The sequence below is a fragment of the Janthinobacterium sp. 1L-D-8-B-C4 genome (genome assembly GCF_057291295.1).
Map to the genome: position 1 here is coordinate 77,652 of NZ_JBXAVX010000018.1, position 17,538 is coordinate 95,189.

Consider the following 17,538-nt stretch of genomic DNA (forward strand, 5'->3'; position numbering starts at 1 on the left):
AGTCACCTAAATCCATTCGTGTGGAATATTATTCTGCTCATATTGTCGTCAATTTTTTATTACTTTTCCCAAGACTCAGTTTGAAAATTAAACTTCTTTATGATTCTTGCTGGAATTCCTGCCACGATAACATGTGGGGGTACATCCTGCCGCACTACGGTATTTGACGCAACAATTGAGCCAAAGCCAATCGTTAATGGGCCTACAATATTGACACTATCGCCAATCCATACATTATCTTCGATCACAACGCTTCCCGCAGAATAAAGTTCACGCTCGGCAGGTGGTTGTTTAGGTGAGCTATGAGCAAACTCTCTGTTATTATATATGCCGTGATTATGATCAGAAATATACACATTGCTGCCGATCAGGACGTCATTTCCTATTTTTATTTTATTGATGCAAGTAATGTGAACATTCTGCGAAATATTGACTCGATTTCCCAATACTATTTTCGGGAAAAACTGTACGCCTTTATATTCACAAACGGCTTCCAACCATAGGCTTTTGTGTGCTGAAAAAGATGCTCCGAAACTAATAAACCTCCTGCCAAATATCTGACAGCCGGCGCCGAGATTAATCCCCGGAGCATTCAATATGCTGGACAAAATCAGGGACCTTGCCTTGTGAAAAATACGGCCGGATAAAAAAATTGTGGCGCCCACAAGACCATCAGCTCTAATTTTTCTTGAAATAACAGAAATGATTTTCATTAACAACCTAATTTTTTTATTCTTCTAATTTGTAAATAAATATTTAAGGAAAAATATTATTTAATATATTTCTGACTTTTTATACTAAAAAAATCTCCGGTCTTGTTTATTAAAAAATACATTAATGCTTTTTAGAAATTAACACGAGAAAAGTTGGACTGCTGAATTGCTGACAGCACAGCGTAACGGCCCAAGAGTAACGGTTGGAGTGTAGGCAAAAATTCCGAGAAACGCTTGCCCATTTCAGTAATCATTTACCAGAATATTGAATGCTACGTGCCCCTCACTCATCATGCAACGGCAGAACACTATTCAGTGCGAAATTAATGCCATCAAAATGACATAATTGCCCACATTTTCTCGATCCTTCATGATGTCGCCACATGTATCAAGTAGTTCGGGCACAAAAAAGGTATTAAGAGGACATGTCATCGTGCCGGCGATATGCCTCTCCCCTCGGGAGGCATATCGCCGGTACCGGCTGCCAACAACTGACAAGCGGGCTTGGCGACATGGTGCATTCCTATTATACAAAAAGTACTTGCCTGTTATCAAACGGCATGGTAGGAAAACTGGTACACGCATGATCGAATGGTAGTTGCCGAACTATCCCACCTGGCAAAAAAGCAGCGCTGACTAACTGTGATTTCCGAAGTCAGATATCACGCAATTGGCCCAGTAATCGCGTACGATAAAAATCATAGGCAATGCGCGCTGTCAGTATTCCTCCATAAGCAATTGCGACGATCGGCAGTGACAGGCGTGCGCGCAGACTCTTACCCCATCGATGGTAAGTAAAAGCTTGCATCCCAACCACCAGACGACGCCAAGCTGGCATGCCAATCATGGCATGCTTGCGGGAATGATAGATATTTGTTCTTAGCTTTGCAACATTGCTCTGCGTGTGCGAAGTGTTCGTGCCATGTACGCGGTATTTTGCCACTACTTTATTCAGGTAACGCAGTGAGCCTAGCGAGGTGAACAAGTAATATAGTTGCATGTCTTCACTGAAAATATCCAAATTCAGGACAGAGCTTCCATCGGCCTTCAGCACTGCCTCACGACGATACATCAGGACCGAACCATAAACATTCCAACGGAAAATCATTTCCCAAGGCAAGGTACGCGGATCAGACAGTGCCGCGCGCGAGCTCGGCCTACCCAGCTCCCCTATTGCGCTGGCGCCGGTTACATTGCCTTGGCCATCGATCGGGATAGCATCGCCAAACACTGCCATGACGCCAGGCTGATTTAACACTTCCAAACGCTGCTCGATGGATCCCGGGAGCAATGCATCATCGCTGGCGACCACCAAAATGATGGTGCCTGTGCTTTTCTGCAAAAGGCGCTCATAGGTCCGCGTAATGCCTGCATTTATCTGCCGCTCAAATTCGATTCGTGCAAACTGGCTGCCATGCTTATCTTTCCAAAGCTGGGCGACCGCAAAACCGTCATCCGACGAACCATCATCGATCAGTATGAGTTCGATATTTGCGGCATCTTGCAACAGAATACTATCCAAACATTCGGCAATATAAGGTGCATGATTATACAAAGGGATTAACACCGACGTCAGTTGCTGCGCGGTGTGTAAATTCAGACTAGACATACCTTGCATCCATTTTCGTCATTTCATTTTTAACAAGTAGTGCCATCACAATCCAATACACCAGGTAATTACTGGCGTAGGCCATCGCCACACCCTGCAAGCCGTACACGGAGACGAACGCTACAGTCAGTCCATAAAACGATAAGGAAAAAATCACTTCAGTCAGGACGAAAGTACGCACCATTGCTCTTCCCAGCATGATATAACTCAATATCCAGGAACCGATCTTCAGCACATCCCCTGTCAATTGCCAAAGAAACAGCTCGCGCATGGGCGCGAAATCACGCGAGAACAAACGTTCGATAATAAAATCGCGCAGTACATACATCGTCACAGCACCCACTACTACCATCGGCAGTACCACGCTATAAACCTTGGTAATTTCTTTGCCGAGCTCTGCACGTGCCTTGATCTCCGCCAGACGCGGCAAGTAATACATCGACAGCGTCAGTGTCACCAGCATCAGGTAAATTTCACTGATTTTCCATGATGCCTGCCAGTAACCGGCAGCATTCAATCCGAGTGTCGCCGATAAATGATTACGAATGAACATGTAGGCAAATGGTGCCATGATGGCCGACGTCAGCCCCATCAATCCAAAACCGGACAATTCGCGCACTGTTGTTCGGTCAACCTTGCCCCACAAAAACGCCAACTTGAACCAGTCGCGTCGTGCCACTAAGGCACCGGTGGCCAACAGCGACGCTGCAGGACTTATCGCAATGGCCAGTAACGCGCCATACAGCCCCCACACATAGGTAAGAGCACCAACGACTATCAGACTGAGCAAACTACCAATGATATTGGCACTGACGTAGGTCGCGACATCTTTCTTGCCGTTGATGATTGCCAGCAACAGGTTATTCATGGCGATCGCTGGCAATGCCAGACCGAGACCTATGAACACCGTGCCCATATCGGCTCGCTCCAGCAGCTTTCCTGATAGCCACTGGTGCGCGATGATAAATGTCAGGCTTGCCAGCAGCGTTGCAGCCAGTGTTAACTTAATGGCGGTTTGCCATACAGCATGCTGTTGTGCGCGATTATCAAAGTGCTGAGCAGTGCCTTTGGTTACACCAGGGCCCATCACGCCACCGCCCAAGCTGAGCGCGACAGCGAGAGCATTCTGAAACTGACCGATTACGGCGTAACCGGAGGGTCCTACATAGACTGCCAGCACCTTGTTGAGGATCATTGCTGCGCCAACTTTTACTGCAACAGCAATCCCGTTAAGCAGGCTCGATCTGACCAGACTCATTGCAGCGCATGCACGACTGAAGCAAGCTCCTCGGTTCCTAACTGCGGACCGATTGGTAAGCTCAGGACCTGCTCGGCCATCTGTTCAGCGATCGGGAAAGCACCAGCTTTCCATCCGAGCTCCGCGTAGCATTGTTGTAAATGCGGTGGAATCGGGTAATGAATCAGTGTCGTCACTCCAGCGGCCGTGAGTTGCTGCTGCAGCGCTTCGCGCGCAGGCACCGTTACAACAAACAAATGCCAGGCTGGCGCCGCCCAATCGGGGACATACGGCAAAACGAGGTCACAGCCACGCAATTGCTCCAGATAGTGCGCAGCAATTGCGCTGCGCCGACTATTCCACTCGTCCAGATGTACCAGTTTTACCCGCAAGATCGCCGCCTGGATCGGATCAAGACGGCTGTTATAACCCTGGACCTCGTTGACATACTTGACGCGCGAACCATAATTGCGCAGAACGCGAATGCGGTCAGCCAGCACTGGATCGTTGGTTGTGACAGCACCACCATCGCCAATCGCCCCAAGGTTCTTGCCTGGGTAAAAACTCCATGCCACGATGTCGCCATGGCTGCCAATGCGTTTGCCCTTGTAGCGTGAACCATGCGCTTGCGCGCCGTCTTCCAGCACGCGCAAACCATGTTTGCGCGCTATGGCGAGAATCGGATCGAGATCGGCAGGCTGTCCATACAAATGGACCGGCAAGATGACCTTGGTGCGTGGGGTAATAGCTGCCTCAATCAAAGTCGGATCGATATTGAAGGTACGCGAATCGGGCTCGACAGGTACCACCGTGGCGCCACATTGACTGACAGCCAGCCAAGTAGCGATGTAGGTATTGCTTGGCACGATGACTTCATCGCCTGGACCTACGTCCATGGCACGCAGAGCCAGATGCAAGGCATCCAGACCATTGGCCAAGCCCACACACTCCTTGGCGTCGCAGAATGCGGCAAATTCTGCTTCAAATGCATCGACTTCCGGACCACCGATGTAATAGCCACTGTGCAACACACGCTGGATCGCAGCATCAATGTCGGACTGACACTCGATATAAGCTGCCTTTAAATCAAGAAAAGGAACATTCATTTTGATACCCCTGCTGCTTTCAAAAAGTCGTTATAGTTACGGAAATAATCTTCTTCGTCATAGCGGTTTGATGCCAACACCATGCAGACCGAACCAGAGGAGAAATTGTCGAGTTCGCGCCAGATCATCGGGCATACATACAAGCCATTGTAGGAACGGCTCAGATGAACGCGCTTCTTGTTAAAGCCGTCGTCGAGCACGACATCGAAACTGCCTGACATGGCGATAATTAACTGGTGCAACCCTTTATGCGCATGGCCGCCGCGCTCGGCGCCACCGGGAACGTCATACAGGTAATACACGCGCTGGATGTCGAACGGAACGTGATGACCGCCCTCGATGGACGTGAGGTTACCGCGCGGATCCGAGATCTTGGGCAGCGATATGATCGAACAGGCATCGATATTAAATTCTTGGTTTTTGATAATTGTCATAATATGAGTTCAGTCGGTGAATACCTACAGGATTGTTCCTTGCCGTGGCTTCAGTCAAAGTACTTTTCGTTAGCCGCAGAAACCGTGCCGGTCACCGCATTGGCGTCTGCCAGAACTGCCTGCAAATGTGCGCAACCTCAGGCTAAGATCACTGAATAACCCGATCTCGCAGAACGCGCGCCGCATGCGTAAAGAGCAAGATTGCAATATATTCATATTGCAATCTTGTTAGTAGATTATTTTCCTCTTGCGAGCGCCTTGAATTGTTCCCATTGAGCCCTGCCATTTGCGTTGCCCAGCATTTTTTTCCGCGCTTCCAAGAGGCAGGCCAGTGCAATCGCTGCGACGAACGCCAGCACCGTAGAGAGCAAGACGACAACTGAACGTCTCGGCTTGAATTTACGCTCCGGTTCGGTTGCCTGATCGAGTACTTGAATGATCGCAGTGTCCTTTGCTTCATCAAGACGAGCTACTTCGTACTGTTTGGAAAGCAGTTCATATAGCATCTGATAATATTTAACGTCACGCAATATCTTGATGTTCTCCAGACCGACTTGCTTCCCAGCAACATCCTGCGCATCCGCTGCAATGCCCGGACGACCATTCTCAAGGCGCGAAAGCTCTGCGCGCAGGCTATTGATGTCTTCCTGAGCGCGTTTGTATTCAGGATTATTGGTCGTGATGAAAGCCTTCATCGCATTGATCTGAATTTCCTTGGCCGAAATCTGGGCGCGCAAGCGGCCAACTGTTTCCACTATGGCCCGACTATCGGCATCGACACTGATTACGCCATGCGTATCAAGGGCGGTCTTGAGCGCCATTTCGGCTTTCGCCAGATTATTCTTGGACTGCTCAAGCTGTTGTTCAAAGAACAAACGACGCTGAGACGCCTCGGTCACTGCCAGAACCTTGGTCAATGACGTCAGTTCGCTGACATATCCATTGGCCAGCTGCGTAACCAATTTCTTGTCCTTGCCCTCAACATCTATCGTTATCAAACCATCTCTTCCGGAAGCGATGACACTGCTGTTCCCAAGGGCTATACGGGCGTCGTCCATTAACTCGACCTTATACACTTTTTGTAGATCAAACTTTGCAATCATCTTGTCCGCGATGGTACGACTCTTTAGCATGGCAATGTACATGTCGCTGGGATTTTTCAGCCCTGACGCACCGCCGACTGCACCCGCAGCCCCGAGTTGCGACAGCAAGGCTGCGGCACCACCGGACTGCGCTTGTTGCGGCGGCAACAATTTTGTGCTTGCTTTATAGATATTTGGCATCAGAAGGCTAATGCCGGCGGAAGCGATGGCGGCGATCAATGGAAACAATATGATTATTTTCTTGTATTTCGCCAAAAATATAAGGATGTCGAAAATGCCGAATTCGTGCTCGTTCGTATCTTGATTAGGTGGTAACGCTGTGGGTTGCATCTGATTCATACTCATGAGCCACTTATTCTATTAATGCCAGATAATAAAGATTGATCAATGAAATCAGGCCCAATGGGCCTGTCCACCATCAATCGCGCAGCGTCTTGAAGGCTGCTGCACCCAATCCAAAGTTGGCCAAAATCTGCGTCCACTCGCGTGTGCCAGCCATAAACTTGGACCATCGGGTTTCTTTGTCGAACTTCTCCGGCACCACGATGCTATCTCCAGGCATGACTTCAGTACCACCAAAACCACCCGAGAGCCAACTGGATGAGTCACGCGATACCACACTGCCATCCACGCGAAGAAGGAAGATATTTTCCTCATCCGCCTCGGAGGTGATGCCAGATTGTTTCAGATAATCATTGACGCGGTAACCCGGACGCCACAGGGGAGCAGACTCGACATTCACGGCGCCAAAAACATTGACAAATTCTGGCTGTGCAGGAATGACCAAGCGATCACCGTTTTCCAGCTTCAGCTGCGGCAGAAGCGAGAAACGTTTGTCATGAGGATCGAGGCCGAAGGCAATACGGCCGGTGGGCTTGAGTTGACGTAACCGCGCAATGGCCTGCGTTGCCGCTGCGGTTTGGGCCTGGAGTCGCGCTTCTATCAATTGTCCATCGGTAGTGGCGCGAGCATTTGCGGCTGCTCGTGACTGGTCAACGCGCGCTTGGCTTTCCATCCGATTAGCAAGCTTCTCGAGGTTGGCTTCTTGCTGCTTGCGTACTTGCTCACGATAAAAAGCAGTACCGAACAGGTAAGCATTGGCGGTAGGGCCGCCAGCCTTGGCCAACATCGATTGCAACGTTTCACCGGCTGTCATCTGGTACACGCCAGGAACGTTGACTTCACCTTCAACGCGTACGAATATACGACGCTTTTCCATCGGAACCGCCACGTCCTGTTGCGAGAAAATCGTAACCGTGTCACCTGCTTGCAACTGAACGTTGTCGGGACCAGAGGGATTGGTGAATACATTACCGAGATTAAACGGCAGCAGGCTGACACTGAGGTCATTGCGATTGATGCGCTCGACCACTGCATAATCCCAGTTGATCTCGTCGATCAGGCCGCCGATACGTGCAGCGATATTGTCTGCCGCCTCATTGGTGCGACGTTCGTCGCCAGCATTGACGACGCCATTTTGCAGTTTGATCGAATTGCGTGTGATCAAGTACTGGCGATTGGGAATCAGGTCGCTGATGCGCATGCCCGGCTTGAACGCGGTCCGCACCGACTGATCAACATTGCCACGCAAGACAACTGCATTCGAAAAATCAGGCGTGATCGAGGTAACGTTGAGTACGTCGCCATTCTTGAGCGTGCGTTTCAACCCTTCGACGTTCAAGGCAAATTGCTCGACGGTTCGCGGTTGGTTTTTGCTCGCATCAATGCGCTCCAGGAAAGCGCGGCGCGCATCGGCCACGACCGGCATGCCGCCAGCATAATCAAGCAACGATTCGATGCTGTCGCCAGTGGTTTTCAATTCATAAATGGCAGGCGTATTGACCTTGCCAACTAGTGCGACGTGACCGACTGCGGTAGGAATGAAGATCGTGTCTCCGTCCTGCAATTTGATGTCGGTCGACTTGTCGCCTTTTCCAATGAATGAATACAAGTCCAACTCGGCAGCAACCTTGCCGCCGCGCTTGATCTGCACATGGCGCATGCTGCCGTTGGCATTCGGACCGCCACTGGCGAACAATGCAGTCACGAGCGTGGACAGGCTAGAAACATTGTAAGTACCTGGCCGACTAGCCTGACCCACTACATACACGGTAATCGAGCGCAAGCGGCCAAAGTTGACATTGACCGTCACACCTTTGTATAACCGACCGATGGCGTTGCGGATGACACCTTCCGCATCACCCGCGCGCACGCCAGCCAAAGCGACCGAGCCGATGGTCGGAATCGAAATCAAACCATTCCGATCAATCGTGGCACGATAATCGATATCGATGCTGCCCCATCCACGAATCATCAACTCGTCGCCAGGACCAAGTGCATAATCAGCCACAACCGGCGCATTGGCGACCGGAGAAAAAGTGGAAGGCGCGTTGGCAAAGAACTCTGCACCAAAAATAGGAATGTTGGCACCAGTGCTATCAGCAACAAATTTCTGAAATTCGCTGGGCGTCGAAGCGCGGGCAGTCCGTGCAGCATCATTGACAGTGCGCTGTCGCGCTGCACTGACCACTTCGCTTTCGACAGCCTTATCAACAGTTGCCGGCTGGTTGGAAATACTCACGCGTTTCGTTGCAACGGCAGGTGCGTCGCTCTCCGCAACTGGATCTTGGCCCAACAGATCGCTCTGGGTCTGGCTGGTTTGTGCCGAGATCGCCATGGAAGTGGCAGTCAAAGCAAGTGCTATCAAACAATTTGTGAGTTTTGACATTAAACTGTGTGGGTAGTTAGTAAACTGCGGAGAATGTGTTTCTTCAATCAGCTATCTTACCGCAGATCGCAAAACGGCAGAAGAAATACTTAAATGAAAACAACGGTAATACATCAGCCTACCTAGAGGATACATGCCATGCTCTGACGAATCGAAAATGGGCGTATTTCGCTTGTCGAACATGCTGTACCTTCAATGTTGAATAAATTGATTCTTTTTTTATTAAAATTTTGTTTGCCAAGTCATGCTAACTTCCTTCGGACCCGGATTAATCGACAAACCTGATTTGTTCTGGTCGCGCTGGGCTTGCCACAACCAGCTGCCAACCGCATAGCCCAAGATGCCGCCGGCAACGGTGTCAGATACCCAGTGCTTGCGACCAGCGACGCGACCAGCCGATCCCAGTGCTGCGACGCTGTAAAGCCATGGCGCATCATACTCTCTTGCAAAAGGTGTCACGGCGGCAAAAGCTATTGCCGAATGACCAGATGGAAAGGATGCATCCGAACGCTTTCTACCACTGCCGACGCTGGTCCAAGGACCGCGATCCTCGTCTGGACGAGCGCGGCCAATCGCATATTTCCCAATCAGCGTCAGGCCTGTTGCAGCAGCCACTGACTGCATGGAAATCAAGCCAATATTTTGCAAGCGCTCGTCGCCGAACGCCAGTGCGGCACCCGCCGCCCCAACCAAGGCAAACGGCATGACTTTACCCAGCTTATCCCAGTTTCGGAATGAAGTAGAGTTTTGATGTTTCTTGACAAAGCGATCAACTGGCTTGTCACTAAGTGCCGACGTCACTACCACGCCTCCGATCAGCGCCGTTGCCTTGAGCCATTCGGCCGGCTCGGGCATCGTCGATGACGACTGCTCCAAACGTGCACGCATGGCCGGCCAGGGACTGACAAACGGACGGTCGGGAGGATTGACTGCCGCGAGGTTTTGCTCGTCGGGCCGCTCGGCAAAATTACCTAGTCCGTCATAGCTCTGCATGTCGGCACGCGGACGTTCGATCATGTCATACAAGTCACCTGGAGAAGACACCATCTGGCCCACGTCACGCGTCCACGGCGAGATCGCAAAGCCAGCAGTCGCCTGCGTATCCATCGGCAGCATGCTGTTCAATGGAATGGAAAGGAACACCCCGCGATCCTGATACGGTTTTGACGGACTGCCCGGAGTGGTAATATCGTTGCCGTTGGTGTGTGTATACCAAGCACCCACCTCAATGCCGGACTGGAAGCGACGCTTGAATTCTAGGCGCACACCCTCATCTTTGGCGAGGAAACGACCAGCACGTGCAGTGACGGTAATATCATGCGGCAAGCGGTAGTGCAGCGAACCGATGGCGGTGACGGTTTTATAATCGCGCGTCGACAGAATGCCATCAAAGCCGCGTTGCTGTAACGCGTCAACGGCCAGGTCAGCCGCCCAACGCTTATCTTTCGGCAAGTATAATACCTGCCCACCGACCCCGCGAAACATATCTTCGTACAATCCGCCCGACAAACGGGTATATATACGCTCGGCAGGATTATTGTATTTATTGAGCAGAATACGGCTCAAGGTAAAACGATTACCACGCAAATACTCCGCCACATCGCTGCGCACATGCGGCAAGTTGCTATTCGAAGCCTGCTTGACGCCAGAGACGGTTTCCAGCAACTGCAAGCTGGCTGAACCATTCAGATACAGGCCATCTCCAAGACGCTGATCATAATTGGCGACCGCCGAAATCGAGTAACGGAATGCACCGCTGGGGTCGTTAAAGAAAAAGCCGACCTTCGGTGCGATCTTGAAGCGGTTTGCCTCCCGGTCCATGGATTTAATCTGGATCATATCGCCATCCACGCCGACGCCTACCGCCAACTTGCCGTCAGCCTTGACAGCGTTGGCGGCCCTCACTACCGCAGGGATGGGAATGTCTGCAATCGGCGCTGCGGGTAATGGCGTTGCTGCAGACTCAGGAGCCGCTGGCGCCAATGAGGCAGCGACGGTGGCCAGCTTGGTTTGCGTGGGCTGGTCAAGAAATTCGTTCAGCCATACTTGCTCATCGTCGCGAATGACATCACTTGATAACGGATAGCGCATCAAGACGACATTAAGGAAAGCCTGCCGGTCGATTTTGCCGGCGAAATAATCATTCAGCTTCGGCAAATCAAAAAACTCATACGTAGCGATAGGTTGGTCAAGTTTAGTATACGTGATACGGAGATTTTTCACGCCAACAGGCGTGAATGCGACCGCGGTGCGCGCGGCACGGCCAACGGCACGCCCCAGATTGGATATACGGTTATTGGTAAGGGTTATCGCAAGAACGTTGCCTTCTTGCTGGACACGAATATTCTTGTAATCCTGCTTAACCAGCGCGTTGACCAGATCAGCGCCATATCCGGCATCATGATGCCACTCTTCCCGAGTAGGACGTGGCGGCGGATCCTTGTCATCGACAAAATAAGCGGGTTCAAATATCTTGGGAATGAACTCACGCTCACCAAAGGGGATACTGACAAAGGCATTGACACTGAATTGATCGCGGCTGCGCGCCGCTTGCAATGCAAGCCACCCCCAGCGATATTCGAGACCAACCGAGCTACCCTTGCGACGCCGGGCCGCTCCCGTTTCGGTCGCACGAAAATCACGTTCAAAATTGGTAGTGTCATATTCCGCGACAACCGACCAACGTGGCAGGCTCGCCGGCGTCCAGCGTGCGCCAGCAAACACACCGTCAGGCCGACGCCGTGCATAGCCCAAGCTAGCTTCGATATTCTTGGTCGCCCCAAATGTTTTGGTCGCAACAACATACTGTCCCTTGAACAACTCCGTGCCAAACAAGTCAGTCGCGCCAACCGCCACGGACGGCATCCATTCACCCTCCGACCACAGGCGTAACTTGCCATCAACCACTTTATCTTTGTAACGACCGTAGCCTTTTCCGTAGTCAGCGTCGGTATCACCAAAAGGGGGAATACCGGTAATCGAGACATACCGTCCCGTGACTTGCAGGAAGGGCAAAATGCTCGAGGTTACCCACGTTTGCCCATACGGGCTATCATAGCTGTAACCGACGCTGAAATTGCCATCAGGCTCAACGATAGCGCTGGGCATATTAATATAACCAGACTGTCCACCATGGTTGGGCGTGGATGCAATGGCGGAAGGAGCGCCAAGGATCAAGCATCCACACCAAGTGTACTTAACTGATTTTCTGAGTACGCTTAACAAATCGACTACCTAACATATCTTGTACTTGGAATTTCTGACAAGATACTCAGAGGGATATCTAAGCTGAGGGCCTTGGAAGAAACACAAAAATGCCAACTGCGGGGCGTGTTTGCCTCACATCAGTTTGCCACTGAAAATTCTTCGTGCCTTGTCTGTATCGGCCACCAAGAATCTATGCCGCAAGATTCTAACATTCTTTCTTGCCTAAATACCTAACCTGTCCCGCTTGCACCACAGTGCACAGCGCACAGCGGGCACGGACTATAGCGCAACAGCTGTTTCAGTGGCGCACGTTTGGATCGCTCGGTGCACGCCAGTCTTCAGCTTCAGGGTCACACCAGGCGATGACGGAAACGCCGTGAAATCAGCCACAAGGCCAGTGCCAGCGCCGTGAAAGCCAGCTGGCCCGCCGCCAGCCACAGCACGGAACCGGACAACATCGGCGAAATCACGCCGGCGACGATGGCGCCGAGCAAGGTGCTGGCGAATGACTGGCACGAAGCCACGGTGCCGCGAATATGCGGGAACAGGTCGAGTGCCAGCAGGGTGGCGCCGGGACCGACCAGCGACATGCCGAAGGTGTAGAAGAACAGCGGCAGCACGCTCCACGGCAGCGACGGCGGCAAAAACAGGTGGAATACCACGTTGACGCTGGCCGCACTCATCAGGAAGGCAAAGCCGATGCCGATCTGGCGCGCAAACGACATCTTCCCGGCGATGCGATTGGCGGCTGCTGCGCCGAGGAAAATCCCGCTCACGCAGGGTATGAACAGCCAGGCGAACTGTGACGGTCCCAGCCCCAGTTGTTTGGGCAGCATTTCGGGTGCCGCCGTGATGAACAGGAACAGGCCGGCAAAATTGAGGGCGACGATGCCTGCCTTGATATGGAATAGCGGCGAGCGCAGGATTTCGCCATAGCTTTTGGCCAGAAAACGTGGGTTGAACGGCTGGCGTTTGGCCAGCGGCAGCGTTTCGGGCAGGCGCCAGTAGCAAAATGCCAGCAAAATTACCGTGTAGAACGCCAGGAACAGGAAGATCGAGCGCCAGTCGAACCAGATCACGATCCAGCCGCCCAGAATGGGGGCGACGGCCGGCGCGATCGAAAAGATCATCGTTACCAGCGACAGCAGGCGCGCCGCAGCGGCATCGGCGTACAGGTCGCGGATGATGGCGCGGCTGATCACCACGCCGGCGCCGGCAGACACGCCCTGCAAAATTCTGAAGAACCACAGGTAATGCACGGTGTGCGCAGACGCGCAGCCAAGCGAGCCGATGGCGAACATCAATAGCGCCACCAGAATCACGTTACGGCGGCCAAACGCATCCGAGATTGCGCCATGCCACAGCACCATGCCGGCGAAGGCCAGCATGTAAAACGTCAGGGACTGCTGCACTTCCAGCGGCGACGCGCGCAGGGAATCCTGGATGGCGCCGAATGCCGGCAGATATGTGTCGATCGACAATGGCCCCAGCATCGACAGGCCGGCCAGCATCAGCGCGAGCGCGCCACGGCTGAGCGGCGCCATATGGCTGGGAACGGGCGGCGGCACGGGCGTGACGGGGTCGGGCGGCAAATCCGCCGGCGGGGTGGGAAACATGGTTGTCCAAAGTCAAAACGCGGACCGGTGCCGGTCCGCGCGGATCATGCAGGCTTACAGGTTCTTCGGTTTTGCTTCTTCGCGGCGGTTATAACCGGCGACCATATCGAAACGGAACAGACGGCATTCCAGCGCGCCGTTGAAGAACGGCGTCTTGCGCGCTTCTTTCAGGCGCAGCAGTTTTGGCAGGCCCAGGTCGGCCGTGAACAGGAATACGGTCCAGCCGGCAAAGCGCTGCTTCAGGGTCGTGCCCATGGCGGTGTAGAACGAGGTCGACAATTCGTCTTCCAGCAGGCTGCTGTCGCCACGCACGCCGATACGCTCGCCATACGGCGGGTTGGTCAGCATGATGCCAGCCACCTCGCTTGGCGGCTTGACTTCCTGCGCTTCGATCTGTTTCAGCGGTACCTCGAAACGCACGCCGGCGCAGCGCAGGTTGTGGCGCGTCATGGCGACCATGTCGCCAGAAATGTCACTGCCGAAAATGGTCGGCTCAAGGGGCAGCGGGTTGGCGCTGATGGCGTTGCGCAAGGCGTTCCATGGGGCCGGATCGAAGTCGTGGAAGTTTTCAAAGGCGAAGCTGCGCGAGGCGCCCGGCGGAATGCCCTGTACCATTTGCGCCGCTTCGGCCAGGATGGTGCCAGAACCGCACATCGGGTCGAACAGTACCATGCCGGGCTTCCAGCCCGACACGCGCAACAGGCCGGCGGCCAGGTTTTCGCGCAGCGGCGCGTCGCCCGTTTCTTCGCGCCAGCCGCGCTTGAACAGCGCTTCGCCCGAGGTGTCGAGGTAGACCGTAAAGGTATGCGCGTCAAGAAAACCGACGATGCGCATGTCCGGCGTCTTGGTGTTGACCGACGGGCGCTCGTTGAACTGGTCGCGGAAACGGTCGCAGATCGCGTCCTTGATTTTCAGGGTGGTGAATTCCAGGCTGCGCAGCGGCGATTTGACGGCCGTGACGTCGACGCGGATCGTGTGGTGCACGCCGAACCAGTCTTCCCATGGCTGCGCCAGGGTCAGGTCATAGATGTCGTTTTCGGTCTTGTAGCCTGAATGGGCCATGCGCATCAGCACGCGCGAGGCGATGCGCGAATGCAGGTTGATGCGGTAGGAATCGACCAGGTCGCCCGAGCAATGCACGCCGCCCGGTACCTGGTTGTGGACCTTCATGGTCGAACTATTTTGGGCGATCTCGCCCAGTTCCTCGGCCAGCGCCGCTTCCATGCCGCGCGGGCATGGGCAAAAATATGAAGCCATAATAAGGATACCTTTTATCCGTTGAAAAACACGTTCAATGAAAAACCCCCAAGCAATCTGGAGTCGGACCCTGAGGGTCCGACCCCGGCCCTGCTTGGGGCTACTACTTAAAATCGTTTTTTACTTCGCCAGTGCCCGCTCGACAAAATCGAGGCGGTCCTGGCCCCAGTACCCTTCGCCATCGACGATATACCAGGGAGAGCCAAACACGGAGGCGGCGGTGGCAGCTTCCGTGTTGGCATCGTATTCGGCCTGCACGCTGGCCGTTTCTGACGTTTTGAGCAACTGGCGGCCATCGAAGCCGGCGTCGAGCGCGATCTGCGCCAGGGTGTCTTCGTCGCCGATATTGCGCTCTTCAGCCCAGACGCCGCGCATGATGGCGTGCGCCAGCTTGAGCGAAGCGTCGACGCCATGCGCCAGGCGCGTGGCGATGATCAATTTGGCCGAGGCTTCCGGCGAGACAGGAAAGAACTTCGGCTGCAGGGTCAGGGGCACGTCCAGGAAAGCCGACCAGCGTGCCAGTTCGGCCAGCCGGTAAGCCTGGCGCTGCGGCGCGCGCTTGGCCAGCGGCAGGCCGCCGGAAACGCTGAAGACCTTGCCCAGGTCAAACGGGCGCACGTCGATCTGCGCGCCCTGCTTTCTGGCGATCTCCATCACGCGCGCGTGACCCAGGTAGGTCCACGGCGAATGGGGAGCAAAAAAATACTGAATGACCTTGTTCTGGCTTGCACTCATCATCGTCTCCGTTAGAAAGGCTTGACCACCACCAGCACCACCACCGCCAGCAGCATCACCACCGGCACTTCATTAAACCAGCGGAACCACTTGTGGCTGCGCTGGTTGATGCCTTTTTCGAACTTGCGCAGGATCGCGCCGCAAGCATGGTGATAACCGAGCAGCAGCACCACGAAGGTCAGCTTGGCGTGCATCCAGCCCGGCATCTTCATGCCGCCCGCATTGCCGCCATACATCATCCACAGCAGCGCCAGGCCCAGCACCATCGCCGGCAGCATCAGGATCGACATGAAGCGGTACAGCTTGCGCGCCATCAGCAGCAATCGCTCGGTGGCCACGGTTTCCGTTTCCATCGCCAGGTTGACGAAAATGCGCGGCAGGTAGAACAGGCCCGCAAACCAGGAGATGATGAAAATGATGTGGAATGCTTTGATCCAGAGAAATGCCATATGGGTGTCCGCTGTCAGGTGTTAAACGAAAGAAGCAGGCCGTCCCGGGAACGGCTTGCGGGCTGTTATTTGCGCACTTCGCCGTGGCCGAACACCACGTATTTGAGCGACGTCAGGCCTTCCAGGCCGACCGGGCCGCGCGCGTGCAGCTTGTCGTTCGAAATGCCGATCTCGGCGCCCAGGCCATACTCGAAACCATCGGCAAAGCGGGTCGAGGCGTTGACCATTACCGAAGCCGAATCGACTTCGCGCAGGAAGCGCAGCGCGTCGCTGTAGTCTTCGGTGATGATGGACTCGGTGTGCTTCGACGAATACTGGTTGATATGGTCCATCGCCTCGTCGATGCCGTCGACCACCTTGACCGACAGGATCGCCGCCAGGTATTCGGTGCGCCAGTCTTCTTCGGTGGCGGCCACCAGGTGCGGGTAACCTTGCAGGATCGCCAGCGCTTCCGGATCGGCACGCAGCTCCACCTGTTTCGTCAAATAGCGTTCAGCCAGCAGCGGCAGCACGGTCGGTGCAATGGCGCGCGCCACCAGCAACGTTTCCATGGTGTTGCAAGTGCCGTAGCGGTGGCATTTGGCGTTGAAGCCGATATCGACCGCCTTGGTGAGATCGGCCTTGGCGTCGATATACACGTGGCAGATGCCGTCGAGGTGCTTGATCATCGGCACGGTGGCCTCTTCCATCAGGCGCGCGATCAGGCCCTTGCCGCCGCGCGGCACGATCACGTCGACATATTCCGGCATGGTGATCAAGGCACCGACGGCAGCGCGGTCGGTGGTGTCGACTACCTGCACCGCGTCCTGCGGCAAGCCGGCGCCGGCCAGGCCTTCGGTCACCAGCTTGGCCAGCGCGCGGTTGCAATGGATCGCTTCCGAGCCGCCGCGCAGAATGGTTGCGTTGCCGCTCTTGATGCACAGGCCCGCAGCGTCGACCGTCACATTGGGACGCGCTTCGTAGATAATGCCGATCACGCCCAGCGGCACGCGCATCTGGCCCACCTGGATGCCGGTGGGGCGGTATTTCATGTTCGAGATTTCACCGATCGGATCGGCCAGCGCAACGATCTGCCTCAAACCTTCGACCATGGTGGCAATCGCCGCATCGGACAGGGTCAATCGGTCGAGCATGGCCGGCGCGAGACCGGCAGCAGCGGCGGCGTCGAGGTCGCGCTGGTTGGCCGCGCGCAGCAGGTCGGCGTCGCGCACGATGGCAGCGGCAATCAGGGTGAGCGCACGGTTGCGCGTGGCGCTGTCGGCACGGGCCATGGCGCGCGAGGCGGCACGGGCACGCGTGCCCACGTCTTGCATATACTGTTTGATGTCCATGCTCTTGTCCATA

General features: G+C 54.3%; 13 protein-coding genes. All 13 read right to left on the minus strand.

What is annotated here, in order from left to right; all coding sequences use genetic code 11:
- Positions 1 to 59: 59 nt before the first annotated feature.
- Positions 60 to 713 (minus strand): LbetaH domain-containing protein, encoded by a 654-nt coding sequence (locus AC0Z42_RS25490; RefSeq protein ID WP_485470868.1) that lies wholly within the window; start codon positions 711 to 713, stop codon positions 60 to 62.
- 655 nt (positions 714 to 1,368) lie between these two features.
- Positions 1,369 to 2,322 (minus strand): glycosyltransferase, encoded by a 954-nt coding sequence (locus tag AC0Z42_RS25495; RefSeq protein ID WP_485470869.1) that lies wholly within the window; start codon positions 2,320 to 2,322, stop codon positions 1,369 to 1,371.
- Positions 2,315 to 3,580 carry an O-antigen translocase gene (locus AC0Z42_RS25500; protein ID WP_485470870.1) on the minus strand — a complete coding sequence of 422 codons (1,266 nt, stop codon included), beginning with the start codon at positions 3,578 to 3,580 and terminating at the stop codon, positions 2,315 to 2,317. Before AC0Z42_RS25500 ends, AC0Z42_RS25495 begins: the two co-directional genes overlap by 8 nt.
- Positions 3,577 to 4,665 carry a DegT/DnrJ/EryC1/StrS family aminotransferase gene (locus tag AC0Z42_RS25505; RefSeq protein WP_485470871.1) on the minus strand — a complete coding sequence of 363 codons (1,089 nt, stop codon included), beginning with the start codon at positions 4,663 to 4,665 and terminating at the stop codon, positions 3,577 to 3,579. The genes AC0Z42_RS25500 and AC0Z42_RS25505 overlap by 4 nt, the downstream gene beginning before the upstream one ends.
- On the minus strand, positions 4,662 to 5,099 hold the full coding sequence (locus tag AC0Z42_RS25510; RefSeq protein WP_485470872.1) for a sugar 3,4-ketoisomerase: 438 nt from the start codon (positions 5,097 to 5,099) through the stop codon (positions 4,662 to 4,664). Before AC0Z42_RS25510 ends, AC0Z42_RS25505 begins: the two co-directional genes overlap by 4 nt.
- A gap of 236 nt (positions 5,100 to 5,335) precedes the next feature.
- On the minus strand, positions 5,336 to 6,547 hold the full coding sequence (locus tag AC0Z42_RS25515) for a GumC family protein (RefSeq protein WP_485470873.1): 1,212 nt from the start codon (positions 6,545 to 6,547) through the stop codon (positions 5,336 to 5,338).
- A 73-nt stretch (positions 6,548 to 6,620) separates the two neighbouring features.
- The gene (locus AC0Z42_RS25520) at positions 6,621 to 8,930 is read right to left on the minus strand and encodes a polysaccharide biosynthesis/export family protein (protein WP_485470874.1); all 2,310 of its coding nucleotides are present in this window, start codon (positions 8,928 to 8,930) and stop codon (positions 6,621 to 6,623) included.
- A gap of 222 nt (positions 8,931 to 9,152) precedes the next feature.
- A complete protein-coding gene (locus AC0Z42_RS25525; protein ID WP_485470875.1) occupies positions 9,153 to 12,155 on the minus strand; it encodes a YjbH domain-containing protein in 3,003 nt (1,000 codons plus the stop codon).
- A gap of 332 nt (positions 12,156 to 12,487) precedes the next feature.
- The gene (locus tag AC0Z42_RS25530) at positions 12,488 to 13,753 is read right to left on the minus strand and encodes a multidrug effflux MFS transporter (protein ID WP_485470876.1); all 1,266 of its coding nucleotides are present in this window, start codon (positions 13,751 to 13,753) and stop codon (positions 12,488 to 12,490) included.
- A 54-nt stretch (positions 13,754 to 13,807) separates the two neighbouring features.
- Entirely contained in the window at positions 13,808 to 15,010 is a 1,203-nt protein-coding gene (locus tag AC0Z42_RS25535) for a THUMP domain-containing class I SAM-dependent RNA methyltransferase (protein ID WP_485470877.1), read from the minus strand.
- A gap of 120 nt (positions 15,011 to 15,130) precedes the next feature.
- Positions 15,131 to 15,745, minus strand: a complete 615-nt coding sequence (locus tag AC0Z42_RS25540) for a DsbA family protein (RefSeq protein ID WP_485470941.1) — start codon at positions 15,743 to 15,745, stop codon at positions 15,131 to 15,133.
- 11 nt (positions 15,746 to 15,756) lie between these two features.
- On the minus strand, positions 15,757 to 16,194 hold the full coding sequence (locus AC0Z42_RS25545) for a CopD family protein (protein ID WP_485470878.1): 438 nt from the start codon (positions 16,192 to 16,194) through the stop codon (positions 15,757 to 15,759).
- A 65-nt stretch (positions 16,195 to 16,259) separates the two neighbouring features.
- On the minus strand, positions 16,260 to 17,525 hold the full coding sequence (locus AC0Z42_RS25550) for a glutamate-5-semialdehyde dehydrogenase (RefSeq protein WP_485470879.1): 1,266 nt from the start codon (positions 17,523 to 17,525) through the stop codon (positions 16,260 to 16,262).
- Positions 17,526 to 17,538 lie beyond the last annotated feature (13 nt).

Excerpts from the sequence above, each read along its gene's own strand:
- AC0Z42_RS25490 (WP_485470868.1), bottom strand. The coding sequence starts at position 713 with ATGAAAATCATTTCTGTTATTTCAAGAAAAATTAGAGCTGATGGTCTT.
- AC0Z42_RS25495 (WP_485470869.1), bottom strand. The coding sequence starts at position 2,322 with ATGTCTAGTCTGAATTTACACACCGCGCAGCAACTGACGTCGGTGTTA.
- AC0Z42_RS25500 (WP_485470870.1), bottom strand. The coding sequence starts at position 3,580 with ATGAGTCTGGTCAGATCGAGCCTGCTTAACGGGATTGCTGTTGCAGTA.
- AC0Z42_RS25505 (WP_485470871.1), bottom strand. The coding sequence starts at position 4,665 with ATGAATGTTCCTTTTCTTGATTTAAAGGCAGCTTATATCGAGTGTCAG.
- AC0Z42_RS25510 (WP_485470872.1), bottom strand. The coding sequence starts at position 5,099 with ATGACAATTATCAAAAACCAAGAATTTAATATCGATGCCTGTTCGATC.
- AC0Z42_RS25515 (WP_485470873.1), bottom strand. The coding sequence starts at position 6,547 with ATGAGTATGAATCAGATGCAACCCACAGCGTTACCACCTAATCAAGAT.
- AC0Z42_RS25520 (WP_485470874.1), bottom strand. The coding sequence starts at position 8,930 with ATGTCAAAACTCACAAATTGTTTGATAGCACTTGCTTTGACTGCCACT.
- AC0Z42_RS25530 (WP_485470876.1), bottom strand. The coding sequence starts at position 13,753 with ATGTTTCCCACCCCGCCGGCGGATTTGCCGCCCGACCCCGTCACGCCC.
- AC0Z42_RS25535 (WP_485470877.1), bottom strand. The coding sequence starts at position 15,010 with ATGGCTTCATATTTTTGCCCATGCCCGCGCGGCATGGAAGCGGCGCTG.
- AC0Z42_RS25540 (WP_485470941.1), bottom strand. The coding sequence starts at position 15,745 with ATGAGTGCAAGCCAGAACAAGGTCATTCAGTATTTTTTTGCTCCCCAT.
- AC0Z42_RS25545 (WP_485470878.1), bottom strand. The coding sequence starts at position 16,194 with ATGGCATTTCTCTGGATCAAAGCATTCCACATCATTTTCATCATCTCC.
- AC0Z42_RS25550 (WP_485470879.1), bottom strand. The coding sequence starts at position 17,525 with ATGGACATCAAACAGTATATGCAAGACGTGGGCACGCGTGCCCGTGCC.